General features: G+C 40.0%; 28 protein-coding genes and 1 pseudogene. 22 read left to right on the top strand and 7 right to left on the bottom strand.

Going from position 1 to position 26,200, the window contains the following annotated elements; genetic code table 11:
* Positions 1-294 precede the first annotated feature (294 nt).
* From FTU16_RS01290 to FTU16_RS01220, 15 genes are all read left to right on the top strand, one after another.
* Positions 295-537, top strand: coding sequence for a DUF6868 family protein (locus FTU16_RS01290; RefSeq protein ID WP_078191128.1), 243 nt, complete (start codon positions 295-297; stop codon positions 535-537).
* Between the two features lie 107 nt (positions 538-644).
* Entirely contained in the window at positions 645-1,349 is a 705-nt protein-coding gene (locus FTU16_RS01285; protein WP_180113814.1) for a DUF1003 domain-containing protein, read from the top strand.
* Between the two features lie 605 nt (positions 1,350-1,954).
* Complete coding sequence (locus tag FTU16_RS01280; protein ID WP_180064954.1) at positions 1,955-2,413, top strand: GIY-YIG nuclease family protein; 459 nt, start codon at positions 1,955-1,957, stop codon at positions 2,411-2,413.
* A gap of 85 nt (positions 2,414-2,498) precedes the next feature.
* Positions 2,499-3,164, top strand: a complete 666-nt coding sequence (locus FTU16_RS01275; RefSeq protein ID WP_180162524.1) for a pseudouridine synthase — start codon at positions 2,499-2,501, stop codon at positions 3,162-3,164.
* 497 nt (positions 3,165-3,661) lie between these two features.
* Complete coding sequence (locus FTU16_RS01270; RefSeq protein ID WP_180162523.1) at positions 3,662-4,597, top strand: hypothetical protein; 936 nt, start codon at positions 3,662-3,664, stop codon at positions 4,595-4,597.
* A gap of 133 nt (positions 4,598-4,730) precedes the next feature.
* Positions 4,731-5,117 carry a ribonuclease E inhibitor RraB gene (locus tag FTU16_RS01265; RefSeq protein ID WP_078191123.1) on the top strand — a complete coding sequence of 129 codons (387 nt, stop codon included), beginning with the start codon at positions 4,731-4,733 and terminating at the stop codon, positions 5,115-5,117.
* A gap of 330 nt (positions 5,118-5,447) precedes the next feature.
* The gene (locus FTU16_RS01260) at positions 5,448-5,894 is read left to right on the top strand and encodes an SRPBCC family protein (RefSeq protein WP_180021473.1); all 447 of its coding nucleotides are present in this window, start codon (positions 5,448-5,450) and stop codon (positions 5,892-5,894) included.
* A 44-nt stretch (positions 5,895-5,938) separates the two neighbouring features.
* Positions 5,939-6,307: a DUF488 domain-containing protein gene (locus FTU16_RS01255; protein WP_180162522.1), complete on the top strand. Its 369-nt coding sequence runs from the start codon at positions 5,939-5,941 to the stop codon at positions 6,305-6,307.
* A gap of 156 nt (positions 6,308-6,463) precedes the next feature.
* Positions 6,464-6,805: a zinc ribbon domain-containing protein YjdM gene (locus FTU16_RS01250; RefSeq protein ID WP_180144994.1), complete on the top strand. Its 342-nt coding sequence runs from the start codon at positions 6,464-6,466 to the stop codon at positions 6,803-6,805.
* Between the two features lie 162 nt (positions 6,806-6,967).
* Positions 6,968-7,330 (top strand): 5-carboxymethyl-2-hydroxymuconate Delta-isomerase, encoded by a 363-nt coding sequence (locus FTU16_RS01245; RefSeq protein WP_180021354.1) that lies wholly within the window; start codon positions 6,968-6,970, stop codon positions 7,328-7,330.
* A 273-nt stretch (positions 7,331-7,603) separates the two neighbouring features.
* Positions 7,604-7,939, top strand: a complete 336-nt coding sequence (locus tag FTU16_RS01240; protein ID WP_168378556.1) for a YegP family protein — start codon at positions 7,604-7,606, stop codon at positions 7,937-7,939.
* A 188-nt stretch (positions 7,940-8,127) separates the two neighbouring features.
* Complete coding sequence (locus FTU16_RS01235) at positions 8,128-8,811, top strand: DUF2939 domain-containing protein (protein ID WP_180162521.1); 684 nt, start codon at positions 8,128-8,130, stop codon at positions 8,809-8,811.
* 25 nt (positions 8,812-8,836) lie between these two features.
* Entirely contained in the window at positions 8,837-9,283 is a 447-nt protein-coding gene (locus tag FTU16_RS01230) for a nuclear transport factor 2 family protein (RefSeq protein WP_218946117.1), read from the top strand.
* A 253-nt stretch (positions 9,284-9,536) separates the two neighbouring features.
* Entirely contained in the window at positions 9,537-9,701 is a 165-nt protein-coding gene (locus FTU16_RS01225) for a hypothetical protein (protein ID WP_180162520.1), read from the top strand.
* Positions 9,702-9,790: 89 nt separating this feature from the next.
* Positions 9,791-10,843, top strand: coding sequence for a DUF1176 domain-containing protein (locus FTU16_RS01220; RefSeq protein WP_180162519.1), 1,053 nt, complete (start codon positions 9,791-9,793; stop codon positions 10,841-10,843).
* A gap of 79 nt (positions 10,844-10,922) precedes the next feature.
* Here the strand turns inward: FTU16_RS01220 and FTU16_RS01215 are convergent, their stop codons facing one another.
* On the bottom strand, positions 10,923-11,690 hold the full coding sequence (locus FTU16_RS01215) for a hydroxymethylpyrimidine/phosphomethylpyrimidine kinase (protein ID WP_180162518.1): 768 nt from the start codon (positions 11,688-11,690) through the stop codon (positions 10,923-10,925).
* A 98-nt stretch (positions 11,691-11,788) separates the two neighbouring features.
* On the opposite strand from FTU16_RS01215, the gene FTU16_RS01210 reads away from it, so the two are divergent.
* Complete coding sequence (locus FTU16_RS01210) at positions 11,789-12,460, top strand: HAD-IA family hydrolase (protein WP_180162557.1); 672 nt, start codon at positions 11,789-11,791, stop codon at positions 12,458-12,460.
* A gap of 28 nt (positions 12,461-12,488) precedes the next feature.
* Here FTU16_RS01210 and FTU16_RS01205 read toward each other — a convergent pair whose 3' ends face one another.
* On the bottom strand, positions 12,489-12,941 hold the full coding sequence (locus FTU16_RS01205; RefSeq protein WP_180162517.1) for a hypothetical protein: 453 nt from the start codon (positions 12,939-12,941) through the stop codon (positions 12,489-12,491).
* Between the two features lie 296 nt (positions 12,942-13,237).
* On the opposite strand from FTU16_RS01205, the pseudogene FTU16_RS01200 reads away from it, so the two are divergent.
* Positions 13,238-14,408 (top strand): annotated as a pseudogene (locus FTU16_RS01200) (low temperature requirement protein A).
* Between the two features lie 93 nt (positions 14,409-14,501).
* Positions 14,502-14,915, top strand: a complete 414-nt coding sequence (locus FTU16_RS16470; RefSeq protein WP_257220987.1) for a TM2 domain-containing protein — start codon at positions 14,502-14,504, stop codon at positions 14,913-14,915.
* 40 nt (positions 14,916-14,955) lie between these two features.
* Here the strand turns inward: FTU16_RS16470 and FTU16_RS01190 are convergent, their stop codons facing one another.
* The 4 genes from FTU16_RS01190 to FTU16_RS01175 form a co-directional block, all read right to left on the bottom strand.
* The gene (locus FTU16_RS01190) at positions 14,956-15,555 is read right to left on the bottom strand and encodes a DUF805 domain-containing protein (RefSeq protein WP_168378560.1); all 600 of its coding nucleotides are present in this window, start codon (positions 15,553-15,555) and stop codon (positions 14,956-14,958) included.
* Positions 15,556-15,619: 64 nt separating this feature from the next.
* Positions 15,620-16,228: a DUF805 domain-containing protein gene (locus tag FTU16_RS01185; RefSeq protein WP_180004739.1), complete on the bottom strand. Its 609-nt coding sequence runs from the start codon at positions 16,226-16,228 to the stop codon at positions 15,620-15,622.
* A gap of 169 nt (positions 16,229-16,397) precedes the next feature.
* A complete protein-coding gene (locus FTU16_RS01180; protein WP_180162516.1) occupies positions 16,398-17,681 on the bottom strand; it encodes a ribonucleotide-diphosphate reductase subunit beta in 1,284 nt (427 codons plus the stop codon).
* A gap of 413 nt (positions 17,682-18,094) precedes the next feature.
* A complete protein-coding gene (locus FTU16_RS01175; protein WP_180162515.1) occupies positions 18,095-20,926 on the bottom strand; it encodes a ribonucleoside-diphosphate reductase subunit alpha in 2,832 nt (943 codons plus the stop codon).
* A gap of 588 nt (positions 20,927-21,514) precedes the next feature.
* On the opposite strand from FTU16_RS01175, the gene bfmR reads away from it, so the two are divergent.
* The gene (bfmR, locus tag FTU16_RS01170) at positions 21,515-22,231 is read left to right on the top strand and encodes a response regulator transcription factor BfmR (protein ID WP_067764711.1); all 717 of its coding nucleotides are present in this window, start codon (positions 21,515-21,517) and stop codon (positions 22,229-22,231) included.
* Between the two features lie 44 nt (positions 22,232-22,275).
* Positions 22,276-23,937 (top strand): sensor histidine kinase BfmS, encoded by a 1,662-nt coding sequence (bfmS, locus tag FTU16_RS01165; protein ID WP_180162514.1) that lies wholly within the window; start codon positions 22,276-22,278, stop codon positions 23,935-23,937.
* 93 nt (positions 23,938-24,030) lie between these two features.
* Here bfmS and FTU16_RS01160 read toward each other — a convergent pair whose 3' ends face one another.
* The gene (locus tag FTU16_RS01160; RefSeq protein WP_078191107.1) at positions 24,031-24,387 is read right to left on the bottom strand and encodes a hypothetical protein; all 357 of its coding nucleotides are present in this window, start codon (positions 24,385-24,387) and stop codon (positions 24,031-24,033) included.
* 567 nt (positions 24,388-24,954) lie between these two features.
* Between FTU16_RS01160 and ndhC the strand changes: the two genes are divergently transcribed.
* On the top strand, positions 24,955-25,503 hold the full coding sequence (ndhC, locus tag FTU16_RS01155) for an NADH-quinone oxidoreductase subunit A (protein WP_078191106.1): 549 nt from the start codon (positions 24,955-24,957) through the stop codon (positions 25,501-25,503).
* A gap of 6 nt (positions 25,504-25,509) precedes the next feature.
* On the top strand, positions 25,510-26,187 hold the full coding sequence (locus tag FTU16_RS01150) for an NADH-quinone oxidoreductase subunit B family protein (RefSeq protein ID WP_078191105.1): 678 nt from the start codon (positions 25,510-25,512) through the stop codon (positions 26,185-26,187).
* Positions 26,188-26,200 lie beyond the last annotated feature (13 nt).

Raw genomic sequence — 26,200 nt, 5'->3', positions numbered from 1 at the left:
GCTATAAACCAGAAGTTTATAGGCTATAAGATCATGACTTACAAAGTGATGATAGTTGAAGTAAACAACATTGTTTTCTCTTATACCACCCCAAAAATTTAAGCCAAAATAAAAAACAATAATTACTCCTTTAATCCGCACAAAACAAACCACACCAGTGAAATCAGCACAAGCTCAAAGATCGTCAGGCATCTCTCATAAAATAGTCCAAATCTAAGCAGAAATTTAAAAGCAATATTCAATTGCTCGAAAGGGGCATAAACTAAGGATAAAAATACGCTTAGGAGATTTGCCATGAACTTGAGTCATTTAAGCGATTTCTTGCTGTATAGCTTAGTGATTAACTATCTGATTTTAATCATTTGGTTTGTGGTATTTGTCTTTGCTAAAGATTGGATGAAACGCCTGCATGGGCAGTGGTTTAAGCTGAGCGATCAGCAGTTTGACGCTATTCATTATGGTGGAATGGCTGTCTATAAAATTGGTATTTTACTTTTGAATTTAACCCCCTACATTGCACTGCACTATCTAAAATAGCTTTAAATCATAAAAAAATATTGGTGTATAAGCACAAGCTGCTTGCATTAAATTTAGGCAAAACAGTATGCTCAAAAGAACATAAAATTCAATTGGGCAAGGCAAGAATGAACGGGAAAGTAGAATGCCGTACTTGTTTGGTGTGCAAAAAAAGTTTCCCTCTGAAAAATATGATTCCAATGGGAACCGTGCGTAAAGTCATTACAGAAGAAATTGCACAGGATTTTCCTGAATCTGGTGCTCAGGACTATATATGCCAAACTGATTTGACCAAATACCGTATGCAATATGTACAGTCAATTCTGAACTCCGAACAAGGCGAAGTCTCCAATTTAGAATATGAAGTGCTGAACAGCATGCAGCAGCATGATCTGATTAGCAAAAATGTTGAAGAAAAGCTGGATCAGCAGTGGAGTTTTGGCGAAAGGCTAGCGGATAAAATTGCAACATTCGGCGGTAGCTGGGCATTTCTTATTTGTTTTACATTGTTTTTAGCGGTGTGGATTTTAGTCAATACGGTGGTGATGGTGAAGCATCCTGCTGATCCTTATCCTTTTATTTTGCTGAATTTGATGTTGTCTTGCCTCGCTGCCATACAAGCGCCCATTATTATGATGAGCCAGAACCGTCAAGAAGCTAAAGACCGCATGCGTTCGGAGAATGATTATCAGGTGAATTTAAAAGCTGAATTAGAAATTCGCCATTTACATGAAAAGATAGATCATTTGTTGATGCATCAATGGGATCGTCTTGCCAAGATTCAGGAAATTCAGCTGGATTTGCTGTCTGAAATGAGTAAAAAGAAGCAATAGTGTGCTTTGAACAGCATAAATAATTGTTATTTGAGTACTAAGTCTTGGCGGAAATTCTCGGAAAAAGTCATTTATGAGATGGAAAAAAGGCTAAAAAATGATACATGGAGAAAATATTTTCAATATATCTTTAAATGTGAAAAATATTTTTAAAATAAGCTGAAAACAGTAATTTTCAGGGAAACAATCCCTCATCGATAGCACTACTATATATCTCAAGGGTGTTACAGAGATTGAAAAGAGTAGCATGCTGTCAGTGGTGCAAAACACGCGTACAGTACTCACCCAAAAGGTCTCGATTCAGCTTAGGACGCTATAAACCAGAAGTTTATAGGCTATAAGATCATGACTTACAAAGTGATGATAGTTGAAGTAAACAACATTGTTTTCTCTTACACCCTAAAAATTTTTTTAAGAATTCAATCGAATAATAAATCCTTCCATCTTTTTCAAAATTCCAGACTTCGCATGTATTCCCAACAAACTTTGATCATTGCTGATGTAATAAATATCACGCAGAAGATAGCAAAATTAAGCAAACCTTTAGATTGTCCTTTGCCACAAAGTTGTTATGCTTAACTATCTAAATTTTAAATAATTTTGTTATGGGTTATCTGGATCAATTGATACAGGATTGTCTGCAGGCACAGCAGACTAAAGCTGAGCGTATATTTGAGTTTTCAAGCTTTGATGATCTTGCTCAACATGCACTTTATATTTACGTGATAGAGCTAGTCGGTGGCGATATACAGCAGACATATCAGGACTATGCCGCATTTAAGGCATTGAAAACCCATGCCTGTGCCAAGTTAAATCAACCCAATCACATTTTGTATGTCGGATCATCACGGACAGGGATAAAGAGCCGTTTAAAACAACATTTAGGTCTTGGGCCTAAACAAACCTATGCCTTGCATTTGTCGCAGTGGTTTCAGGGCGAATATCGCATCACACTACATCAGTATCCATCAACCACGAGTTCAAGCATCTTACAATTACTGGAGGATGATTTATCTCATTCATTAGCACCTGCCTTTGGTAAATTGGGGACCAATAATCGTTAGGGTAGAACCTGATCGGTCAAAGTCGATTGACAGCGAATTAGTCAGTTGTTATTTTGCCGACATTCTCCCAGTACACAGTCTATCCATGCCTTTAGATCCCAACTTTGTCTATGCGCCGCCTCAAGGTCCTCTACGTATTTTGTATGAAGATGCAGACTTGGTTGTTATCGAAAAACCGGCGGAATTGTTGTCGGTTCCGGGACGTTTGCCTGAGCATCATGACAGTGCCTACCTTCGTGTTTTGGAGCAGTATCCTGCTGCAAAAATTACCCATCGTTTAGACATGGCAACATCAGGCATTTTGATGTTTGCGAAACACCGCGATGCAGAAGTGGCAATGAGTAAAATGTTCCAAGCGCGGACGGTTCAAAAGCAATATGTGGCTTTAGTTCAGGGCAAACTTGAAGGTGAGGGCAGTGTTGAAGTGCCCCTCATTACGGACTGGGAAAATCGCCCACGTCAGATGGTGCATTTTGAATTGGGCAAACCCTCAAAAACCTTGTATCAAGCCATTAGCTATGACGCAAGCAAGGACATTAGCCGAGTATTATTAACACCAGTGACAGGGCGTTCTCATCAGCTACGTGTACACATGATGCATATTGGGCACCCCATTACAGGGGATCAACTGTATCACCCGAATGCAAAACAGAGCTCACTCGGACGGATGGCGTTACATGCTTGCGATCTGGCATTTACCCAGCCTTTAACTCAACAAGCTGTTCATATTCATTGTGCGGCAGAATTTTAAAGCATATTCATGTGAATGCTCATTGTTCATAAAAACTGCTGCATTGAATTAAAACCTTTGGGACTCGTAAAAAGCGCAGAATATCTACAGCTTTAAATAGGTTTTTCTGCTTAAAAATGATTCATGATATACACTATATCCCCAATTCTGGGGATATATAAATAATTTAAATATCTCTATAAAGTATGTGAAAAATTTAGAAAGATTGATATTAAATTTCTTTGTAGCTTTTAGTAAATAAACGCCATTTTTAAGGTTTTATTATATTTTCTAATGAATATTGAATGATTACTTTTTTAATATAAAAATATTTTATTAAAATGATTTAAAACAGCATTTTAGTTAAATTGTGTGCAAGTGTGTATTTGGTCAGATAAATACAGTTTTTTGCATTTATTCTGCTAATATGAAATAAATTATTGATTTTAACTTTTGTAACTTAGGTTTGTTTTGGGGAATAAACTTAAATTATTGAAGCTTATTTTGAGGATTGGCAAATGATCAATATTGCTTTAATCGTCCTTATCATCCTATTAATTGTGGCTCTCCTTTTTGTTTATAACCGCAAATTGAAAAATGATAAAACCCTACGTTCACTGCAGGAAAACTTCGATCGTGCGCGGTTAAAACTGGCTGAAACAGAGTCGCAACAAGATGAACTGAATTATGAAATCAGTCAATTACGCATTCAAAACAGTGGCTTAAAAATCCAAGTCGATAAAGTAGCGAAATATCAACATATTGTGGATATTGAACAATATGTTGAGTATCGAACTTTACAGGCAGATGGCTTGTTAGAAGTCACCAAAGCCAATGCAGATATCATGTTGAATGATATTCGCGCCAAGATCGAACAAGTGCGTCAGTATTTGAGCAAATATCAAGAAAAAGCCAAATTACAAACGCAGGAACAAGCCCGTGCCGAGTTAAAAGGTTTATATAGCCAAGCGCTGGATCAGCAGCATTTGGAAAACATCAACCGTGCTTTGGACAACAAAATACGGGGCTATCAGTCAGCGTTCTTTTTGCCTTTACAGAGTATTTTAGATCAGCTGATGGATGGCATGAATGAATCTGCGGCAAAGCAAAATTTGACTGCGGTACGTTGCAAAATGATTGATGCGATGGAGCAGCAATCGACTGCAAAATGTAATTATGTTGATGAAGAACGTCGTTTGGCTGCGATGCAATTATTTACATTGGTGTTTAATAGTCGTGCTGATTTATATTTAGCCCAATTAAATACCAAAAACTTAGGTGAGTTATTGCAGGCTTTGGCGGATGATTTCACCTTGCTCAATGCGCATGGTTTACATTTTAGTCAGGCACGGGTACTCGACAGTTATCTTCAGTTACGCTTAGAAGAATTGAAAATGGCAGCTTTGGTTTTACATCTTAAAGAAACTCAGGCCCACATGGATGTTGTGGTTTAATTTGAATTGTTATCAGAAAGATCACTTCGGCGGTCTATTTCTGATTAAAGAGATTTAGCTAATGCAAATTGCAACAATTATCCGTTAATCTAAGTCAACAGAATAAAATTCATAAACGATAAGGGAAAGTACAATGACTCGTGATTTTAAACAATTTCCAGATGATGATAATGGCAATGTGCTGTGGCAGATGCAGCAAGATGGTGACGATCTATCTGTGCCGCACGAAATCGAATATTCAATTGCCTTTTCGACTCAAGAGCAGGCTGAACAGTGTGCATTGTACTTATTGAAAGAAGAGCAAAAAATTTCATTGTTCCAAGATGAAGAATCAGATCGCGTGGAATGGATTATCACGGTCTATGTTTATATGGAACCTGATTATGAAGATATCGTTGATTTAGAGCAGTGGTTTATTAAAATTGCGGAACAACATTCGGGCGAATATGACGGTTGGGGTTGTATGGCTTATATCTATGAAGATGATGATCTGGATGAAGATGAAGCACAATTGAGCTAAGTCTAACTATTGTATCGTTAGCAATAAGAACCCAGTGATTTAACTGGGTTTTTTATTATTTAAATTTTATAAAAATTGTGTAAAATTTTGATTTTTCAATATTTTTAATCAAAATCAATATGAATGCAGCTCACAAAACATAACACGGCATTGCGTTAAAGTGATGGGATCAATCTGTAGGATTCGCTATAGTATTGAACAGCAATGACCTTTCTCGCACGTCTCAAGGCTGTCTCATTTAGAACGTTTCAGTGTGATAAAAATGGACGATAAAGCGAGGGTGAATGCATGTGGATGATTCAGTGAAAACAATGACAAAAGGACATCATCATAAGCAATACTGTTCGATTACATCGTGTTTTTAGTGCGCCTGTAGAGCGTGTTTATCGTGCCTTTGTGGAGCCAGATGCTTTAGTGAAATGGATGGCACCGCATGGATTTACTGCCCATGTGGAACATTCGGATGTGCGTGTAGGTGGCTCGTACCGCATGTCGTTTCAAAATTTTTCAACGGGAACCACACACGCTTTCCATGGTGATTATCATGAAGTCGTGCCCAATCATTTACTGCGCTATACAGACCAATTTGATATGCCTAAGTTGGCCGGTGAAATCGAAGTCACTGTTGAGTTTAAAGCGGTATCAGTAGGAACCGAAGTGACGATTGTACAGGCAGGGTTGCCGAGCGTTATTCCACCTGATGCCTGTTATTTGGGTTGGCAGGAGTCTTTACAGTTACTGGCTTTTTTAGTGAATCCAGCGATCCCCGATGAATAATTTGAAGAATGATCGAAAACTATAAATAGGCGAAGGAGGGCTTAATGACTGTACACATTAAACGTATTTATGATGAGATAAGCCCAGACGACGGTAAACGCATATTAGTCGATCGCTTGTGGCCGCGTGGTATCAGTAAAGTGAGCGCAGAGCTAGATTTGTGGCCGAAGGCATTGACGCCATCGACAGATTTACGTCGTTGGTATCATCAAGACGAGGCAATGGCTTCTCGTTGGGGCGAATTTAAACAGCGCTATTTGCAAGAAATACAACCCAATCAAGCCGAGTTAGAACAACTGCGCGCATGGGAAAAAGAGGAGCCACTGACCTTACTCACAGCGACCAAACATATGGATAAAAATCATGCGCATATTTTAAAAGCGTTGATATTAAACACCTCATTAGAGATCTAAAATTTAAACCGCTAAGTGCTGTGGCGTTGTGTTATTTACATCGTCATAACTTCACTAAACCATACGATATTTATGGTTTTTAAGTTTATGAAATACATAAAAATGTTATATTAAGATTTTATGGATTTTTGCATCCATCTTTTTTTGAGGTCTTTTATGTCTTTACCCAATTGTCCCCAATGTAATTCTGAATATACCTATAATGATGGCGATTTACTGATTTGTCCTGAATGTTCACACGAATGGCGTGAAGGCGAAAGCGCTGCAGATGAACAGGTGCTGATTAAAGATGCCAATGGCAATGTATTGAACGATGGTGACACGGTTACTGTGGTGAAAGATCTTAAAATTAAAGGTTCATCTTCAGTGGTGAAAGTTGGCACCAAAGTTAAAAATATCCGTCTTTTAGTCGATGCAACAGATGGTCATGACATTGATTGTAAAATTGATGGTATCGGGGCAATGAAGCTCAAATCTGAATACGTGAAAAAAGTTTAAGTTTCGTTTTTGTTCGCTCCAAAGCAACTTTCAATCATCCTAAGCGAAGGCCACACTTGGCTTAGGATGTCTACTTAAAGATGAAATAGATAACTAATCCGCTATAGATTTTATTTTTCAGCCTGCATAATAGACGCATTACAGGTTTGAAATGTCTTTACTATGCCGCATATTCATTTGGAATATTCCAATAACCTTGAGCTGGAGGCTCGTCCTTTACTTAAATCGCTAAACAAGGCCTTATTTGAATCGGGTCATGTCAGTGCCATCAATGATATTAAGAGCCGTGCTGTCGCTCAACAAGATTTCGTTGTGGGTTTGGATGAACACGCTCAACATGCGTATATGCATGCCAAAGTTTCATTATTGACGGGTCGAACGGTTGAAGTTCAAAAGCAAATTTCATTGTTGTTATTGGACGTGTTGAAACAACATGTCACAGCTTCAGCAATAGAAGTGCAACTTTGTGTAGAAATTTTAGAAATGAATAAAGCAACCTATTCGAAGCAGATCGTGAGTCCTTAAGGCCTTTATTCAATGCGTTGAGCAATGTACCGCTATTCACAAATACAGCATGATGAAAGAATGATGAAATCCGACTTCGGTCGGATTCTTTTTTATTGGAATTATTTATTAAAAATCATTTTCTTAGTGATTAAATTTTAAGCCTTTACACTGATCAAAAAAGACATTGAAAAATGTGACCGAGTTCATTTATATTCTGTAGATCAGGTTGAATTTCCAACAACAAATCCTGATCGAATAATAGATAAAACAATGAAAATGAAGGGGTAACATATGTCGGGATGGTACGAGATCAGTCATTCTAATGATCAGCAGTTTCGTTTTGTATTAAAAGCAGGGAACGGTGAAATCATTTTAACGAGTGAATTATATAAAGCGAAAGCATCAGCCCAAAACGGGATTGAGTCTGTACAAAAGAACAGTTCAGATGACAGTCGTTTTGAACGACTGACGGCCAAAAATGGCAAACCATATTTTAATTTGAAAGCGGCAAACCATCAAATTATTGGGACCAGCCAATTTTATGCCAGTGAGCAATCACGCGATAAAGGCATTGAATCAGTTAAAACCAATGGTGCAAGTACCCAAATTAAAGATCTAACTGCTTAAATTTGCAATAACCTGATCGAGACAGTCAACGCGGGATAAACAAAACCTGAAGGCTCGTCAAAATCACAAGATCAAAAGCAATATGGTTCTCAAATAAGCGCTGTTGGGTTGGATGCTCTTCAATCTAGATCAGGCTTATTTGACGGTACAAGGAAGTACCACAACTTCACTGGCTAGAGTGGTGAACGATGAATAAGCAGAATCATATTTTGTATTATGGGCTCATTACGATTTTGATCATCGTCATGGGGTGGATGATTGCGTCTCCGTATTGGGTGTTGTATCAAATACGTCAAGCCTATGAGCACAATCAACCTGAAAAAATTGCTCAATATATCGATTTTGCGGCAGTCAAATCGAGTCTAAAACCACAAGTTGAAGACCTCATTCAACAGAAAACTGGGCTACAGCATTTACCCGAATTTGCCCAGTCTTGGGGTGGGCAGCTCAGCACAGTCCTCAGTGCAACGCTAGTCGACAGTCTGGTCACTCCAACCAGTATCATGCTGCTTTTACAAGGCAAAGCATTAAAAGAGTCGATCCAACTACCAGAAATAACCAAACTGACCAATCCGAGCATGATTAGCCCAGGGATTGAACTATTCACGCATGCTGAAAATAAGGTCGCAGAACAACCTTATGCGTCAACACTATCCAAAAATGACGAAACTGCAACCGCTGTTGCTTTAAAGCAAAGCCAGCCACTTGAACCCAAAGCCAGCTATAGCGCTTGGAATCGATTTGATCTGTATGTGCCGCTCCAAGGCCTAAGCGAAGAAAAATATACCGTATTTAGTATGCAACGCCGCGGTTGGAGCTGGAAGATCGTTGCAATTCAACTTCCAAACGCCGCCCAGAACAATGCTTCATAAAAAATAAAATAAATAGGTGCCAGAGATGCAAGATAAAATCAAAATAGTTGGTGACCAACAGGCCGCTGACGAAATTCTGCAATTTTTAGCCAATTGGGATGAGGTCATCTGCCAATTGAAAATTGAAAATATTGCTGAATCCTGCGCAGCAGATGTGTACTTTTTTGATGCCAGTTGTGAAATGCGTGGCTTAATGGCATATCAAAAAATGTGGGAATTTTATCGGGAGTATTTTCGTGAAGGCTTAAAGGTATTTAGGCGGGAATTGGTCATCCATGCAGATCCTGATATTGCCTTTCTGCACTGTTATTCCAAAATTGATGATCAGAGCGGGATACCGACGCCGGGGATCTCGTGGTGTCGTAATACCATTGGGATGAAAAAAACGCAGTCTCAATGGAAGATCGTTCATCAACATATTTCTGTTCCCGTGGATATTGTGACTCATCAAAGTAAAGTGATTACCTTTTAATTCCTCTCGAAACGCAGTATGAAAACAGAGCTATAAAGCTCTGTTTTTTTCTTTGCAAATCATTACATGAAATGCGTATGCAGCCCTAAAACTTCAGCCTAAATTAAAAATAATGACCATCGTTCAGAAGGGCTTTGTTGCACAAATATTTAAAATGAATACTTCCTCAATTTACTAAAATTTAAGTCACAACTCGGGTAACCGCATTCGCTTTTATACAGGCGTTGCACTTAGAGACCGTAATGGGGTGGCATTGGGAAGTTTCTGTGTTTTAGATCGGCAGCCGAATCAAATGACCGATGATGATATGAGTCTGTTAAAAGGCCTAGCGGCAGATTTGATGAATACGCTCAGTGATGAAAATGCGAAACGAAAAAAATGTGAAGAGATACAGCAACTGAATGATTCATCTCTATAAATTTAAATCATGTAGCAGATTCATTTAAACTGGAGTTTCAGTGAAAAGCATTCTAAGATGGCTCTAATATAATTATTCGAGCCAAAGACATGAACAAAAATAATGTCATCTGGCAACTTCTATTGGGCTATGTTGCTGCATTGGGTTGTAGTGTGAGCTTTGCTCAAATTCAAGGAAACTATTTTTCACATAAAGATTGGGAAATCGCTTGTGATAATACGGGGACGTGTCGCATTGCAGGTTATCAAGCGGAGGGCAATCAACCCGCTATTTCTGTGTTATTACAACGTGCTGCGGGCGCACAAGCGCAAGTCAGCGCACGAGTGAAACTCGATCCTGAAACCTTAAGTGCGGCAAATAAACCACTTCAACTTTACACTTTAGGTAAAAATCAGGGAACTGTGCAGCTTGATGCCAAAACTGCGGAAGGTCAGTTAAGTGCAGCTCAAACTCAAAAACTGATTCAAGCCTTACAAGCCAATCAACCGATTGTGTGGAAAGGCAACAACAAAACATGGTTATTGTCTGTGCAGGGCGCTAGTGCAGTTTTACTCCGTATGGATGATTTTCAAAAGCGCATAGGGACAAATTCGGCATTATTGCGTAAAGCCAATAGCAGTTCGGCCAATGTACTCAAACCGAAAAGTATTCCGAAAGTGTATATTCAAAATTATAGTAAGGGCTTACAAACACGGTATGCCGTCAATGCGCCCACAGCCAAACAATTATTTGGATTGATTAAGAAAAAAACCATAGTGGAAGATTGTCCTCAACTCTTTGATGCAAATTTCTTAGAGGATGATCGAGTCGTGGTGTTTCCAATCAATGGAAAAAATGCCTTGGTCGAAGTGCCATGTTGGCGTGGGGCATATAACAGTGGTAATGGCTATTGGTTAATGGATCGAAATTTAAAGCAAATCAAACAATCCGTGACCTTTTCTGGAAGTGGGTTTAGTGAAGGACAAATTTTCTCCAACCAACGTGGAAGAGGCATTGGCGATTGTCAAAGTAAAGGGGAATGGTCGTGGAACGGTGAGCGCTTTATCCAAACTTATATGGCAAAAACTACACAGTGCAAAGGATTTGCTGGCGGTGCATGGGAAATTCCAACCTTAGTATATTGGGTTCAACTCGACTCTTAATTACAAAAAGCCCTGATATACAGGGCTTTTAAATCATATAAAGTAGTTTTTATCGGCTTAACATGAATAACCAACAATACTAAAAACGTTTCGGAATTTTTTGTCCGCCGATAACCGGTGATTCAGCGATTTTCAACACACCAAATAGCCATGTTTCGGCATGATGAACAGCCGCTTTGAGCTCATCACCTAAGGCTAAACGCCCAGCTATAAAACTCGCCAATGAGCAGCCTGAGCCGTGATATTCCCCATCTAGTCGTGGACAACGGGTTTCAGAAACTAATTCACCCTGAATGTACAACGAGTTTTGGATATAGTCTGGCGTATTTTCATGGCCACCTTTTACTAATACCGCTTGAGCGCCCATCGCAAAAAGTTGCGCAGTTGCTTTAGATATGTCGTCTTCACCTGTGAGTGCGCGTAATTCTACGGTATTAGGTGTAAGCACAGTGGCAAGCGGAATCAATTCTGCAAAGGCTTTGACCAACGTTGCTTGATCGCCCAAAGAACCACCACTATTGGCAACTAAAACGGGGTCGAGAACATAATGATATTCGGGATGTTCACGTAAAAACTCAGCGAGAGCCGCGATATTTTCAGTCGTTCCTAGCATTCCTGATTTTACACAGCGAATAGGGAGGTCGCCGACGACAGCATGTGCTTGAGCCAACAATAACTCGCGAGAGGTTGCTTCAAACGAATACACTTGTTGTGAGTTTTGAACGGTTAATGCTGTACACGCAATGGCAGCATGTGCACCACTTTGACCAATGGCTTCAATGTCCGCTTGCAGTCCTGCACCACCTGAAGGGTCAAGACCTGAAAAGCACAGTACAGTAGGGCGCACAATGATGTCCTTATTACACAAAATTTACGATAGTATAGGCAACTTTGAGCGAACACTCGATAGTATTTTTGCAGAAGTGAATGGATAAGGTAAAAGCTGTGATTAAGAATATATTGATCGATCTCGATGGAACATTAACAGATCCAAAAGTTGGCATTACCACTTCAGCACGCTATGGACTGGCGAAAATTGGACATCCCATTTCGGATGAGACCAATATCGACTGGATCATTGGGCCGCCTTTGAAAGCCTCTTTGGCCAAAATCCTCAATGTCGATGTACATAATGTACTTGCAGATCAGGCTTTACTTGGCTATCGCGAGCGCTTTGCCGTTACCGGTTTATTTGAAAATAAAGTGTATCCTGCCGTTGCCGAAACTTTAGCAACTTTACAACAGCAAGGTTTTCGCTTGTATGTTGCTACAGCAAAGCCGACGGTCTATGCTCGCCAAATTTTAGAACATTTTGATTTGGCACAATATTTTACTGTGATCTATGGCAGTGAACTGAACGGTGAGCGAACCAACAAAGGCGATTTAATTGAATACATTTTGCAGCAAGAACAGTTAGATGCAAAAGAATGTGTAATGGTGGGAGACCGTGAGTACGATATTTTAGGCGCACGCCGTAATGCTGTGCCGAGTATTGCTGTGAGCTATGGTTATGGTAGCGCAGAAGAAATTCAAACGGCTGCACCAGCGCTAGTAATTGACTGTTTTAACGATTTGATTTCGAGTATTGAGCAATTGCAGCAGCACAAAGTGTCGTAGTTGCACCGAACCTAATGAATGATGCTGATTATTTAAAGATAATCAGCAAAATGAGCAAGATCAGCCCACAGAGAAACCATTTGAGCAAAGGTGACTCATCATTTTTGATGGATTCTGCTTCGAGTGCGATGCCATGTTTGTCGTAAACAAATACAAAATGTGCATTTGCGCTTAGTGCCATTTCTTGAATGGCTCGTAGCTCGAGTGCGCTGACTTCTTCACTTAAGCGTTCTTTTAACTGAATAAAAATAACCGGCTGTCCAAACTCATACCACTTGAAGTGGATCTGTTGTATGAGTTGGTTGAAGCACTGTTCTGCAACATGATAGTTTCGGACAAAACTTCCGCGTTCTATAAAAGCTAGTGGGCAGTTTTGTTCAGCTACAATTTGATGATCATGCGTTAAAACTTGCATTTGATCATAATGGATCTGTACCCAAACTGCGTCAGGAAAAGACGCTAATTTTTCTTTTAACATCACTTTTAGATTTCATTATTTTTTTAATTACTAGCAGTATGTCATTAAAATTTAGAGAAAAATATAGCTGAGATATAAAAAAACACAACGATCTATCGAGTTTTTATCTTAAACGTCTTTCGCAGTTTTATTACTTTAAATTTTTACTTCCATAATTGAAATATCTAACGCTTAAGTAGGTTTTTAAAGCCATTATCCTTTTTCTAGAAAACTGTTTCTCATCTGATTTATGTAATCGATCTTGTAACTGTTTCAGGCTTTTGAAAAAATTCAGACAGAAAACAATAAAGCTGAATGCTATGTCCAAATCATTTTTATTCCCTAGTCAGTGGCTCAAACCTTTGCACCCACGTGATCCACATGAGCATCATCGTGTCGCGACCTCTTTAGAATTGCTTTTTGACTTGATCTTTGTGGTCGCGATCGCAACCGCAGGGCAGCAACTGCATCATGCCATTGTTGAAAATCATTTGGCTCAGGGTTTAACGCTGTATGGCATGGTGTTTTTTGCTTTGTGGTGGGCGTGGATGAACTTTAGTTGGTTTGCCTCGGCATATGATAATGATGATGCGCTCTATCGAATCTTAACTTTCGTACAGATCATTGGTTCTTTGGTCATTGCTGCAGGTATTCCAAGCGCTTTTCAAAAGCAGGATTTTGACGTAATTGTGATTGGTTATGCCATTATGCGTCTGGGCTTAGTTACAGCAGTGGTTTCGCGTTGCAAAGCATGATCTGTCCCGTCGGAAAACAGCATTACGCTATGCTTTTGGCATCATACTGGTGCAAGTGGGGTGGCTGTTCTTTCATTTTTCACCGCTGCATTTCACCGTTTATCTTTTCATTTTGCTCGCAATTGCTGAACTGTCTATCCCAGTTTTTGCAGAAGCTGCAAGCCGTACACCTTGGCATGCGCATCATATTGCAGAGCGATATTCACTGCTTACCATTATCGTTTTAGGCGAATCTATTGTCGGATGCTCGATTGCCATAACCGATGCATTAACAAATCAGCGTTTTAGTACTGAACTGATTTTTCTGATGGTGGGCGGTCTGATGATGATGTTCACCATGTGATGGTCTTATTTTGATACCAGTATTGCAGAGCGTTTAAATAGCCGAAAAATGGCATTTACTTGGGGTTATGGACATTTCTTTGTCTTTATTAGTATCGCGGCGATTGGTGCAGGTTTAGCTGCCGCAGTTGATGTGGTTTCGCATGAGGCGCTGATTAGTTCTGAGAAAGAAAGCTACTTTGTGGCGATCAGCCTCGTGATTTATACGACAAGTTTATATTTACTTCATGAATTGCATCATCAAAGTGGTTTTAGAAAACTTTTATATCCTTTAACCGTGGTGATTGTTTTGTGTATTCCGTTGTTTATTACTCCTGCGGGTTATGCAATATTTGCGATGGCAGTGGTATATGCATTGAGATTGATGTTTACAAAATGCTATTTGGCAAGATAAGTTAATGATATGATATTCATCAATAATTCGTTATATTGCTGATGAAAATAACGTCCAAGAATCATCAAATAAAGATAAAACATAGAGGATTATATGAAAGGGCAAATACTCGATTTTTCTGTTCAAAATAATACAGGCATCATCAGTGGAGATGATCAGAATCGTTATCAATTTTCTGGAAGCGATTGGAAAGGACAAACTGTTCCTGCTCGTGGACAATTTGTTGATTTTGAGACAAGTGGATTGGGTTACGCAACCGATATTTACTTAGTCGCTGTGCCGAATGCTTTAGGCACGCAATACGGTCAAAAGAGTCGTATTGTTGCTGCACTCTTAGCATTCTTCCTTGGTGGATTTGGTATACATAAATTCTATTTGGGTCGTATTGGATGGGGGATTGTGTATCTGCTATTCTGTTGGACCTTTATTCCATCCATTGTTGCTTTTATTGAATTTATTATTTATCTATGCACTTCAGATGAAGATTTTGCGCGTAAATATGGCTAAAGTTTTTTGTTAAAAGATAAGGCGCATTGTGCGCCTTATTTTATTGTTGCAGATCTCTAGCGGGTTGACCCCATTGGTTGTTCTCGGCTTTGGTGTCTGTAGCCCACCATATAATCAGTGGGATGATCCCAATGATTGTGAGCATTAAAAGTTGCCACCAACCTGAACGTCCCGTGTCATGTAGTCGACGTGCGCCAACAGCTAAGCTAGGAATAAGTAAAACGATATTGGTAATATTTTCTAGCCAAGGTTCACTGCCAATAACGAAATCGCAAATAGAGGCAAGTATAGTGACCAATATACAAAATAGCCAAAAGAACCAGAACTCTTTACGTCGAGCACGTCCTTCAAATTCAGCAAACTTTTTCAGTGGTTTGAATGACCACGCGAAAAAGTCATAGTTTTCCTCTTCTTCACTGTAGTTTGCTCGCGTATTCGTGGAAAAACTTTGTTGGTGTAATGCAATATAGACTTGAATCGCTTGCCCACTTTCATCCAAAGCAAAATCAACCTGTTCTCCACGTGTAGGTGGTCTTTGACCTCGCCATTCATGACCAGCAAATTGATAGTGTTTTCCATCTTCCGCACTAATCACCCCAGTATTAGTTTGAATCGAAAAATCTAGTATTTGTCCTTTCATATTTTTCCTGAGTTAATGTGCTGTAGATAGGGTGGCTACATAAATAGTAGCCACGATTTTTTATTTATTTGGCAGGTTGTCCCCATTGGTTTACTTCAGGTTTTGTTTCCGTTGCAAGCCAAATTAGAACCAGAATTGGTCCAACGAGCGGAATCATTTGTATTAACCAATACCAACCAGATTTATTAATATCATGTAAACGACGTACTGCAACAGAAAGGGACGGAATAACCATTGCTAAGATGAAAATACCTGTGAATATTCCTCTGGTTCTAAGCACTGAATCGACAATCAGAGTAATAATCATTGCGATAAGATAGACCAAAACAAAAAACCAATATTCTTTACGGCGTGCACGTCCAGTAAAGTTGGCATAATTTTTTAGACATTTGACAAACCAATCAATCATGTTGAATTTTGATTCAGCTTGGTCTTGGTTTGAAATTTTATCGAGGTGCTGTGAAATTTGTTGAATAGGATTACTGCTGCCAAGTGCATTGAATACTTGAACCGCTTGACCTTCGGGACTGATATCGAAATCTACATGATCGCCACGTTTAGGTGAGTTTTGGCCACGCCATTCTGCACCTGTAAACTCATAACGGTTTTGATCATCTCCACTGATGATGCCTGAATTGGTTTGTACTGAATAATCTAATATCTGACCTTTCATTCTGTCCTCTTTTATTATGTGATTTTTATTAATTAATGTATTTTTATACCGTTTTATATTAGCAGAATATAAATTAAATTAAATGCATAGATTTGCTTGGGTGAATGAAATTCTTCATAAAAAAAGCGGAACACTTGGTTCCGCTTTTGATATTTCGCTGAAAAATTTATTACCAGCTTAACGCACCACCAGTTTGGTAATCCGTTACGCGAGTTTCAAAGAAGTTCTTCTCTTTACGTAAGTCCATCATTTCTGACATCCACTGGAATGGGTTATTAACACCAGCAAATTGTTCAGGCAAGCCCAATTGGCTCAAACGACGGTTACAGATGAACTTCAAGTATTCTTCCATCATGCCTGCATTCATACCCAATACACCGCGTGGCATCGTGTCACGTGCATATTCGATTTCAAGCATTGTGCCTTCAAGAATCATTTGAATGATTTCTTCTTGGAACTCAGCAGTCCATAGGTGAGGGTTCTCGATCTTGATTTGGTTGATCATGTCGATACCAAAGTTCAAGTGCATAGATTCATCACGTAAGATGTATTGGAATTGCTCAGCAACACCATTCATCTTGTTACGACGACCCATAGACAAGATTTGGCTGAAACCACAGTAGAAGAAGATACCTTCAAGTACGCAGTAGAACGCGATCAAGTTGCGAAGCAAGATTTGGTCGTTTTCAGGTGTACCTGTTTTGAACGTAGGATCACTTAAAGATTGTGTATATTTCAGACCCCAAGCTGCTTTACGAGCCACTGAAGGAATCTCACGGTACATGTTGAAGACTTCGCCTTCGTCCATGCCTAAAGATTCGATACAGTATTGGTAAGCGTGCGTGTGAATCGCTTCTTCAAATGATTGACGTAAGATGTACTGACGGCATTCAGGGTTGGTAATGTGACGGTAGATTGCAAGAACCAAGTTGTTTGCAACCAAAGAATCCGCAGTCGAGAAGAAACCTAAAGAACGCATAACAATGGTACGTTCATCTTCGGTTAAGCCATTTTCAGACTTCCAAAGTGCGATGTCATGGTTCATGTTCACTTCTTGCGGCATCCAGTGGTTTGCACAACCGTCTAGATATTTCTGCCAAGCCCATTCGTATTTGAACGGTACAAGTTGGTTTAAGTCAGCGCGGCAGTTGATCATCGCTTTATCGTCAACTTGAACACGCTGAGCACCCATTTCTAGCTCTTCTAAGCCAGGTGCAACGTCTAGATTTTCTAGAGCGTTAGATGCTCTTGCCAACGGATCGGTTGGATCTGTTGGTCGATTTGTACTGGTTCGAGCGGGTTGTGCAGCTGCCAAATTCGGCGATGAGTGCTGTGCATTAGATACCACTTGCGAATCAGTCGTTTTTTGCGGTTCGACGGGCGCAGACTGGTGAGCTTGTGCAGCTTGTTTCGGTTCATCATCTTCGAAATCGTCCCAACTTAGGATAGACATAACAGTTCTCTCTTCGTTGCTTTATATCTTTTATAGACATCCAGCGTCGCTGAGATGTCCTACTATACGCTCAATTTGTGTAAGCAAAATTAAGTTTTGTCGATCACTGCTCTAAAAGTGTTCGGTAGAGCAAATATCCCCACTACTTATTTTGATTACGCGATTTATATGCCTTGAACCAGAAATAGGCGATCGGGACATAAAAAGTCAAAATAAAGGAAACCACCAAGGCAATTAACCCTAACTGATAGTTATGCGTCATATGTGGCATGGTGGATTCCTTTATTTATTTTTAATTTTTTAATCCCCCTAAATCCCCCTTTTGCAAAGGGGGACTTGCATCCCGCCATTTGCTTCGAGGAATCTCCCTCCTTTATTAAAGGAGGGGTGGGGAGGATTTAAAACCTGTCAGATTACTGACAAGCCTCACAATCAGGATTATCAATTGAACATGCCATAGGCACTGGAGCTGCTTGACCAAAACCTTCTTCTTCAGCAGCAACTTCAGCTTTAGGTTCTTCTTTCGCAACAGCAGTTACAGGTGCAGCAACAGTAGCAGGTTTAACTGCATTTAACGCACCAGTGTTAATGGTTGATTTCTCAGCAGAAGTCGCACCCAATGCACGTAGGTAATAAGTAGTTTTTAGACCACGTAACCATGCCATTTTGTACGTCATGTCGAGTTTCTTACCGTTTGCACCAGAGATGTAAAGGTTAAGAGACTGAGCTTGGTCGATCCATTTTTGACGACGTGATGCAGCATCAACAATCCAACGTGGCTCAACTTCGAACGCAGTCGCGAAGATTGCTTTAAGCTCTTCAGGAATACGTGCAATTTTTTGAACCGAACCTTCGAAGTGTTTCAGGTCGTTCACCATTACAGAATCCCAAAGACCGCGATCTTTTAACGCACGTACTAGGTACGGGTTGATCACTGTGAATTCACCAGAAAGGTTAGATTTCACATACAAGTTTTGGAAAGTTGGTTCGATTGATTGAGACACGCCACAAATGTTCGAAATGGTTGCAGTCGGTGCAATTGCCATCACGTTTGAGTTGCGCATACCGTCTTTTTGAACTTTAGTACGTAAACTATCCCAGTCCAAACGTGTTGTACGGTCAACTTCGAACATACGGTCAGGACGTGCTTTTTGTACGATATCTAAAGAGTCAATTGGCAAGATACCTTGATCCCAAAGTGAACCTTTAAATGTCTCGTAAGTACCACGTTCAAGTGCCAAGTCGCTAGACGTTTGGATTGCGTAGTAAGAAATCACTTCCATAGATTCGTCAGCGAACTCAACCGCAGCATCAGAACCATAAGCCAATTTCATTTCGTATAAAGCATCTTGGAAGCCCATGATACCCATACCCACTGGACGGTGTTTCAAGTTCGAGTTACGAGCTTGTGGAACAGCGTAGTAGTTGATGTCAATTACGTTATCGAGCATTCGAACAGCAGTTTTAACTGTACGAGCAAGTTTTTCACGATCTAACACACCGCCTTGAACGTGTTGTACAAGGTTGATTGAACCTAAGTTACATACTGCGATTTCATCTTCGTTAGTGTTCAGCGTAATTTCTGTACACAAGTTAGAAGAGTGAACTACACCAACGTGTTGTTGTGGTGAACGTAAGTTACATACGTCTTTGAATGTGATCCAAGGGTGACCAGTTTCAAACAACATAGACAACATTTTGCGCCATAAGTCTTTCGCACGGACTTTCTTATGTAGCATGTTGGTTTCTTTCGCAATGCCTTCGTAGTAAGCATAGCGTTCAGCAAATTCTGCACCTGTTAGGTCATGCAAATCAGGTGTTTCAGATGGTGTGAACAGAGTCCATTCAGCATCTTCGAATACACGTTGCATAAACAAATCAGGAACCCAGTTTGCTGTGTTCATGTCATGGGTACGACGACGGTCATCACCTGTGTTCTTACGAAGTTCTAGGAATTCTTCGATGTCCAAGTGCCAAGTTTCAAGGTATGCACATACTGCACCTTTACGTTTACCACCTTGGTTGACTGCAACAGCAGTATCGTTGGCAACTTTAAGGAACGGTACAACACCTTGTGACTTACCATTTGTACCTTTGATGTACGAGTTAAGCGCACGAACTGGCGTCCAGTCATTACCTAAACCACCCGCCCATTTAGACAACATTGCGTTATCACGCATTGCGCCATAAATGTTGTAAAGGTCATCTGAAATCGTTGTTAAGTAACAGCTAGATAACTGTGGACGTAAAGTACCAGAGTTAAATAGAGTAGGCGTAGATGCCATGTAATCGAAGCTAGACAATAAGTTATAGAATTCGATTGCACGTTCTTCACGATTTTCTTCGTTCAATGAAAGACCCATTGAAACACGCATGAAGAATAATTGTGGTAATTCGAAACGTACGCCATCTGAGTGGATGAAGTAACGGTCAAATAAGGTTTGTAGACCTAAATAAGTAAATTGGTTTGAGCGTTCTGGTTGAATCGCAGCAGCCAATTTTGCAAGGTCAAAGTTAAGTAGTTCTGGAGAAAGAAGATCAAGCTCGATACCTTTCTTCAAGAAAGTTTCTAAAGCGTCGCCTTCATTCGTGTCAGTATCTAAACCTAAGAACTCTAAACCTGTAGCAACAAGGTCATTACGCAATAAACGCGCAGTCACATATGTATAGTTTGGTTCTTGTTCGATACGTGTACGAGTAGCCATCATCATGGTCGTTGAGATGTCTGACTCTTTTACGCCGTTATAAAGGTTTTTTACAGTCTCATCGATAATCGCTCGAACATCGATGCCTTCTAAACCTTCAGCTGCTTTAACAATATTTGCCTCAAGTGCGCCAAGATCAAGCGGTTTAAGCTGACCGTTTGAACCTGTCACTTGTAAAGTAGGGTGGTGGTGAGCACCAGTTTGTTTACGAGCTTCGGCACGTTGTTCGCGGTAAATCACGTAAGAGCGAGCAACTTTTTGCTCACCTGTACGCATAAGCGCAAGTTCAACCTGATCCTGAATTTCTTCAATATGAATGGTACCGCCAGAAGGTAAGCGACGGTTAAAGGTATTCAATACCATCTCAGTTAATTGAGAGATACGGTCATGAATACGGCTGGAGTCAGCGCTTTGCTGGCCTTCAACGGCCAAGAACGCTTTACCAATCGCCACAGAGATTTTTTCTGCATCAAAAGGTGCAACGTCACCGGTGCGTTTAATCACCTGAATTTGACCAGGGGTTGAATTCGTTACGCTCATGCTAGCATAGCTCCATTTGTCATCTATTTTTATGTTAGGACCGTTTGAACTGGGCAATTTTTATGCCACAGTGTTTGAGGTTTAAACACAAGACCTAGTGGTTTAAAAATTTATTGAACACAAGATACGGGAAAATTCAGGGTATATCAATATTGACATTTTACTAAATGCTTTGAACTTTTCTGCCAGAAATCCATCTCAAAAAATCCCTATTTTTTATCTTTGTTATATATGCCTTATCCGACAAGGGCATAGCATAGCAAAGTCGAAAAAGAGTGCTTATAGATAACATTGTGGATAACTTCAGAAAGCCTAAAAAGTTGTGAATTAATCAGTCAGTTTTTATTCGATGAAAATGTATCCAAATTTATAATTGTTGGTATTGTGAGCAATAGGGCATGGAAATGATTGGTAAATACGGCTGCAAAAATGTAGCAGGTTAAAATTTATTACAAAATACGATATTGATGTATCAGTTTGGTGAATGCCATCTTGTTTACAATGTAAACGTGTGTATATTGCAAACTATGTTTAAGCGTATCTATCGGATTTCAAATAGGATACGCCCAATCAAATAAGGGGCAATCAATGAGCCAAGAAGAAAAGTTACCTAAAATTTTAATTGTTGAAGACGATGAGCGTCTTGCTCGTTTAACTCAAGAATACTTAATCCGTAACGGACTTGAAGTTGGGGTAGAACCAGACGGTAATCGTGCGATTCGCCGTATTATCGCTGAACAACCAGATATGGTATTACTCGACGTGATGCTTCCGGGTGCCGATGGTTTAACCATTTGTCGTGAAGTTCGTCCACACTACCATCAACCAATTTTAATGTTGACTGCACGTACCGAAGACATGGACCAAGTGTTGGGTCTAGAAATGGGTGCAGATGATTATGTTGCAAAACCTGTTCAACCTCGCGTTTTACTTGCGCGTATTCGTGCATTATTACGTCGTACAGACAAAGCACCAGAAGATGAAGTTGCACAGCGCATCGAATTTGATGATCTTGTAATTGATAATGGTGGTCGTTCTGTCACACTCAATAATGAGTTGGTTGACTTTACCAGTGCAGAATATGACCTTTTATGGTTGTTGGCATCTAATGCGGGTCGCATTCTTTCTCGTGAAGATATTTTTGAGCGTCTGCGTGGTATTGAATACGATGGTCAAGACCGTTCAATTGACGTGCGTATCTCGCGAATTCGTCCAAAAATTGGTGATGATCCAGAAAACCCGAAACGCATTAAGACCGTACGTAGTAAAGGTTATTTATTCGTAAAAGAAACCAACGGCATTTAATGTAAAATACCGTCCCTTAGTTTGGCAAAGTAGGACACTTTTACGTGTTTAAACACAGTATATTTTTGCGCGTTTATGCGGGGCTACTGATTTTAGTCTTTTTAGTCGCTACATTTGGCTATTTGCTGGTGCAAATCATAAACTACCAGCGCGCGCAAGAATATCGTGAATCGCTTACTGACGGTTTGGCTTTCATTATAAGTGAAGGTATTGCACGTCAGCCAAATGAACAACAAAAGTCAGATTGGGTGTCAGATGCATCTGATCTACTTGAGTTGCCTATTTATTATGTAAAAGCTAATCAGGTTGATTTAACCCGAGCGGAAACAAAACGTATAGAAGAGCGTAAAGCTGTAGTGCGTTGGGACGCACAAACCACAGCAGCTTATATTATTATTGGTTTAAAAGATGATCCTGCACATCTACTGTATATAAAAGCTGATAATATTTCAGAACGCCAAATGAAGGCGTTGCCTGTCTTTATACTGGATTATTTGGTTTATTACCCAGGTCAAGAAAAACAATATCTTGAAAAAATTCAGCATCATTTTTCATATCCAATTTCAATTCAAAATGTTCAGAGTTTGCCTTTAGATTCTGAGCAAATCGGCCGGCTACGTTTAGATCACAGTATTATTTTGTATCGTGACAGTGCGACGGAACGCGGCACGACCATTTCGATCGTATCGCCAATTCCAAGCTCAACTTCAGAAGTCTTGGTTATGGGGCCGGTACCGCTATTCAATTGGATGCCTTTTCAGTTGGCAGCCGGTATTACGCTACTGAGCTTGTTTGTCTTGAGCTTGGGTGTTTATGGTCTATTGGTGCCGATGCAACGTAAGCTGCGTGCTGTAAATTATGCGTTAAATAAAATGAAGGGCGGGGACTTATCTGTACGTCTGCCTGTCGAAAGTACCGATGAATTTGGTACCTTGGCATCGAGCTATAACTCAATGTCAGATCATATTGAACGTTTAATTGAAGCACAGCGTGAGTTGATGCGCGCGGTATCGCATGAACTGCGAACACCTGTGGCGCGGATTCGCTTTGGTGTAGAAATGATGGCGGATGAAGACGACTACGACTACCGTCAGCAGCAAGTTGAACAAATCGACAAAGATATCGAAGCGCTTAATACCTTGATTGATGAGATCATGACTTATGCCAAGCTCGAACAGGGCATGCCATCTTTAGAGTTTGAAGATGTCAGCTTGTTTGAAGTTTTAGATCAGGTCTTGATTGAAACCGAAGCCTTAAAGACTGGGAAAACCTTGGAATTGCAAGCACCACCAATTGGGGTGATTGTGGAAACTGAGCGTCGTTACTTGCATCGCGTTGTACAAAACTTAGTGGGCAATGCAGTGCGTTATTGTGATGATAAAGTGCTGATCAGTGGTGGTGTGAATGATGAAGGCATGGCCTATATCTGTGTTGAAGATGATGGCCCCGGCATTCCAGAAGAAGATCGTAAGCGTATTTTTGATGCCTTTGCACGCTTAGATGATAGTCGTACCCGTGTTTCAGGGGGCTATGGTTTAGGTTTATCGATTGTCAGCCGTATTGCTTACTGGTTTGGTGGAACAGTTGGTATTGATGAAAGTCCAACTTTAGGTGGGGCGCGTTTTACCATGACATGGCCTGCGACACGTTTTAAGAAAAATAAACCGAAGCTAGATGGTAAAGAGCTTAGTGCCAATGACAGCTAAGCGAGCTAAGAAATCTAGCTCAGCTGCATTTAGCGAATGATACATATAAAAAAGCCATTCAATATGAATGGCTTTTTTATATCAGGTTTTTACTTATTCGGTAATCGTTGCATCAGGTTCAATAATGGGTTTGCCATTTTTCAGAGCAGAAAGGGCATCTGTATTGAAATCGATGAGTAAAGAGTTGTTTTTTGCATCGATAGAATAATTGCTAATGAGTTTTTGGTCGCCGTTTAGGGTTTCAAGTTTATATTCATCTGCAATATTCATAATCCCGTTAAGGTTGGTGGTTGCAGAAGCTAAATCTTGACGTAATAACTCATAGATATCACGTAAATCAAAAATGGCATTTTGAGCATCAGGGTGCTTATCTAAGTAGTTTTTAATATGGTGAATCACCAATTGCGCAGATAGAAAATAATCAGGTTTATGCGTAAATTCTAAAGTCATTATTGTCTCTCCGTTGTGATTGCTTTTTGTGTTTTAACTACAAATATCACACTCTTTATAGGTCGTGTCAAAGAATTGCAAAAAAGCCACAAGAAGCTAAAAAAATGTCTTTTTACATAGAACCAATACAGCTGGCTTTTCATTTGAAGAAAAGATCAAAAGCAAAAGAAGTGAATAAAGAAACAACAAAGTTGAGGTGGGGGAGTATTTATTTAATAAATGACACAGTTGATAAAAATACGCCAATTTGAACGTGTATGCTGAGAAATGAAGGGTTTGTTGATGAAACTGAACAGTCATAATTTTCTGATAAAATCACATAAATGTAATAATTAATAAAAAAATGCAATCTAATCTAATTAAGCGATTAATCCTAATTTTAAGGGAGTAAACCCAATTTAAATGCTGAAATGATTAAAAAATCATCCTAAAGACGAATACCGATAAGCTAGCAAGAAGCCTCCTCAATCAGGTACAATTGGCGGGATTAATTTTGTGTTTGGTGTATTTGAAGGCCAATACATACATTCTTTGTTAATAAATAGGCCTGCCAGGAGTTATCCCCGCATGAGTGCCATTACTCCATACGATTGGGCAATTATTGCCTTCGTGATCGGCGTTACATTCCTTTGCGTCTTTATGCTGACCGTCCCTTTACTCCTTGGGGGTAAATCATGGGGTCGTGCTAAGCAAGAGCAGTTTGAGTCAGGTGTAGTAGGTGCTGGTGGTGCACGTATTCGCTTGTCTGCGAAATTCTATTTAGTTGCAATTTTCTTCGTCGTGTTTGATATCGAAGCACTTTATCTATATGCATGGTCTACTTCTGTTCGTGAAGCAGGCTGGTTTGGTTTTACTACCGTGGTTATTTTTGTGGTCGATTTATTGATTGCTTTAATTTACGCGGTAAAAGTAGGTGCATTAGATTGGGCGCCTTCTGATAAGCGTAAAGCTGCAGGTAAAGCGTTGAAAATTGGTTCACCAAATATGGACATCGCAGAAATCACACGCTTTAACTCTATTGAAGAGTTGGTTATGGACCCTACAGGTCAAATTCCAGCGCAATCATCTGGTCGTGTGAAATCTAAGTCACCGACTGCATCATCTGACAAGGAGTAAGACGGGATGAAATATACATTAACCCGTGCGAATCCGGATGCTGATCAATATCCACTTCAAGAGCGTCAAATCGTTACCGATCCGCTTGAAGAAGAAGTGAATAAAAATGTGTTCATGACTCGTTTAGAGGATGTTGCACATACAGCAGTAAACTGGGGTCGTAAAAACTCAGTTTGGCCGTTTAACTTTGGTACATCTTGCTGCTACGTAGAGTATGCAACGACTTTAACAGGCGTGCATGACTTGTCACGTTTCGGTGCCGAGGTTATTCGTGCTTCACCACGTCAGGCTGACTTGATGATTGTTGCAGGTACATGCTTCATGAAAATGGCGCCTGTAATTCAACGTTTGTACGAGCAAATGCTTGAGCCTAAATGGGTAATCTCAATGGGCGCATGTGCAAACTCTGGTGGTATGTACGACATTTATTCAGTTGTACAAGGTGTGGATAAAATCATCCCTGTCGATGTGTATATCCCGGGTTGCCCACCACGTCCTGAAGCTTTAATTCAGGCATTGATGTTATTGCAAGACCAGATTCAACTTGAGCGCCGTCCTTTATCGGCCGTGATTGGTGATGATCTTAAGCCAGTGTATAAGCCAAAGATGATGCCAGAACGTGACCGTAAGAACGCACAGCGTATTGCAGTGAAAAACTTACGCTCAATGGATGAAATTAAATAATCACTGCGACGAA

This window comes from Acinetobacter sp. YH12069, from assembly GCF_013419675.1.
Taxonomy (GTDB): Bacteria; Pseudomonadota; Gammaproteobacteria; order Pseudomonadales; family Moraxellaceae; genus Acinetobacter; species Acinetobacter amyesii.
The sequence above is the reverse complement of the archived record's forward strand: the minus strand, read 5'-3'. Positions and strand labels throughout refer to the sequence as shown.

What these genes read in the sequence shown, in the direction of transcription:
- FTU16_RS01235 (WP_180162521.1), top strand. Translation starts at nt 8,128, where the DNA reads ATGAATAAGCAGAATCATATTTTGTATTATGGGCTCATTACGATTTTG.
- FTU16_RS01255 (WP_180162522.1), top strand. Translation starts at nt 5,939, where the DNA reads ATGACTGTACACATTAAACGTATTTATGATGAGATAAGCCCAGACGAC.
- FTU16_RS01180 (WP_180162516.1), bottom strand. Translation starts at nt 17,681, where the DNA reads ATGTCTATCCTAAGTTGGGACGATTTCGAAGATGATGAACCGAAACAA.
- FTU16_RS01175 (WP_180162515.1), bottom strand. Translation starts at nt 20,926, where the DNA reads ATGAGCGTAACGAATTCAACCCCTGGTCAAATTCAGGTGATTAAACGC.
- ndhC (WP_078191106.1), top strand. Translation starts at nt 24,955, where the DNA reads ATGAGTGCCATTACTCCATACGATTGGGCAATTATTGCCTTCGTGATC.
- FTU16_RS01270 (WP_180162523.1), top strand. Translation starts at nt 3,662, where the DNA reads ATGATCAATATTGCTTTAATCGTCCTTATCATCCTATTAATTGTGGCT.
- FTU16_RS16470 (WP_257220987.1), top strand. Translation starts at nt 14,502, where the DNA reads ATGAAAGGGCAAATACTCGATTTTTCTGTTCAAAATAATACAGGCATC.
- FTU16_RS01150 (WP_078191105.1), top strand. Translation starts at nt 25,510, where the DNA reads ATGAAATATACATTAACCCGTGCGAATCCGGATGCTGATCAATATCCA.
- FTU16_RS01190 (WP_168378560.1), bottom strand. Translation starts at nt 15,555, where the DNA reads ATGAAAGGACAAATACTAGATTTTTCGATTCAAACTAATACTGGGGTG.
- FTU16_RS01240 (WP_168378556.1), top strand. Translation starts at nt 7,604, where the DNA reads ATGTCGGGATGGTACGAGATCAGTCATTCTAATGATCAGCAGTTTCGT.
- FTU16_RS01275 (WP_180162524.1), top strand. Translation starts at nt 2,499, where the DNA reads ATGCCTTTAGATCCCAACTTTGTCTATGCGCCGCCTCAAGGTCCTCTA.
- FTU16_RS01280 (WP_180064954.1), top strand. Translation starts at nt 1,955, where the DNA reads ATGGGTTATCTGGATCAATTGATACAGGATTGTCTGCAGGCACAGCAG.
- bfmR (WP_067764711.1), top strand. Translation starts at nt 21,515, where the DNA reads ATGAGCCAAGAAGAAAAGTTACCTAAAATTTTAATTGTTGAAGACGAT.
- FTU16_RS01160 (WP_078191107.1), bottom strand. Translation starts at nt 24,387, where the DNA reads ATGACTTTAGAATTTACGCATAAACCTGATTATTTTCTATCTGCGCAA.
- FTU16_RS01245 (WP_180021354.1), top strand. Translation starts at nt 6,968, where the DNA reads ATGCCGCATATTCATTTGGAATATTCCAATAACCTTGAGCTGGAGGCT.
- FTU16_RS01185 (WP_180004739.1), bottom strand. Translation starts at nt 16,228, where the DNA reads ATGAAAGGTCAGATATTAGATTATTCAGTACAAACCAATTCAGGCATC.
- FTU16_RS01220 (WP_180162519.1), top strand. Translation starts at nt 9,791, where the DNA reads ATGAACAAAAATAATGTCATCTGGCAACTTCTATTGGGCTATGTTGCT.
- FTU16_RS01230 (WP_218946117.1), top strand. Translation starts at nt 8,837, where the DNA reads ATGCAAGATAAAATCAAAATAGTTGGTGACCAACAGGCCGCTGACGAA.
- FTU16_RS01285 (WP_180113814.1), top strand. Translation starts at nt 645, where the DNA reads ATGAACGGGAAAGTAGAATGCCGTACTTGTTTGGTGTGCAAAAAAAGT.
- FTU16_RS01290 (WP_078191128.1), top strand. Translation starts at nt 295, where the DNA reads ATGAACTTGAGTCATTTAAGCGATTTCTTGCTGTATAGCTTAGTGATT.
- FTU16_RS01250 (WP_180144994.1), top strand. Translation starts at nt 6,464, where the DNA reads ATGTCTTTACCCAATTGTCCCCAATGTAATTCTGAATATACCTATAAT.
- FTU16_RS01265 (WP_078191123.1), top strand. Translation starts at nt 4,731, where the DNA reads ATGACTCGTGATTTTAAACAATTTCCAGATGATGATAATGGCAATGTG.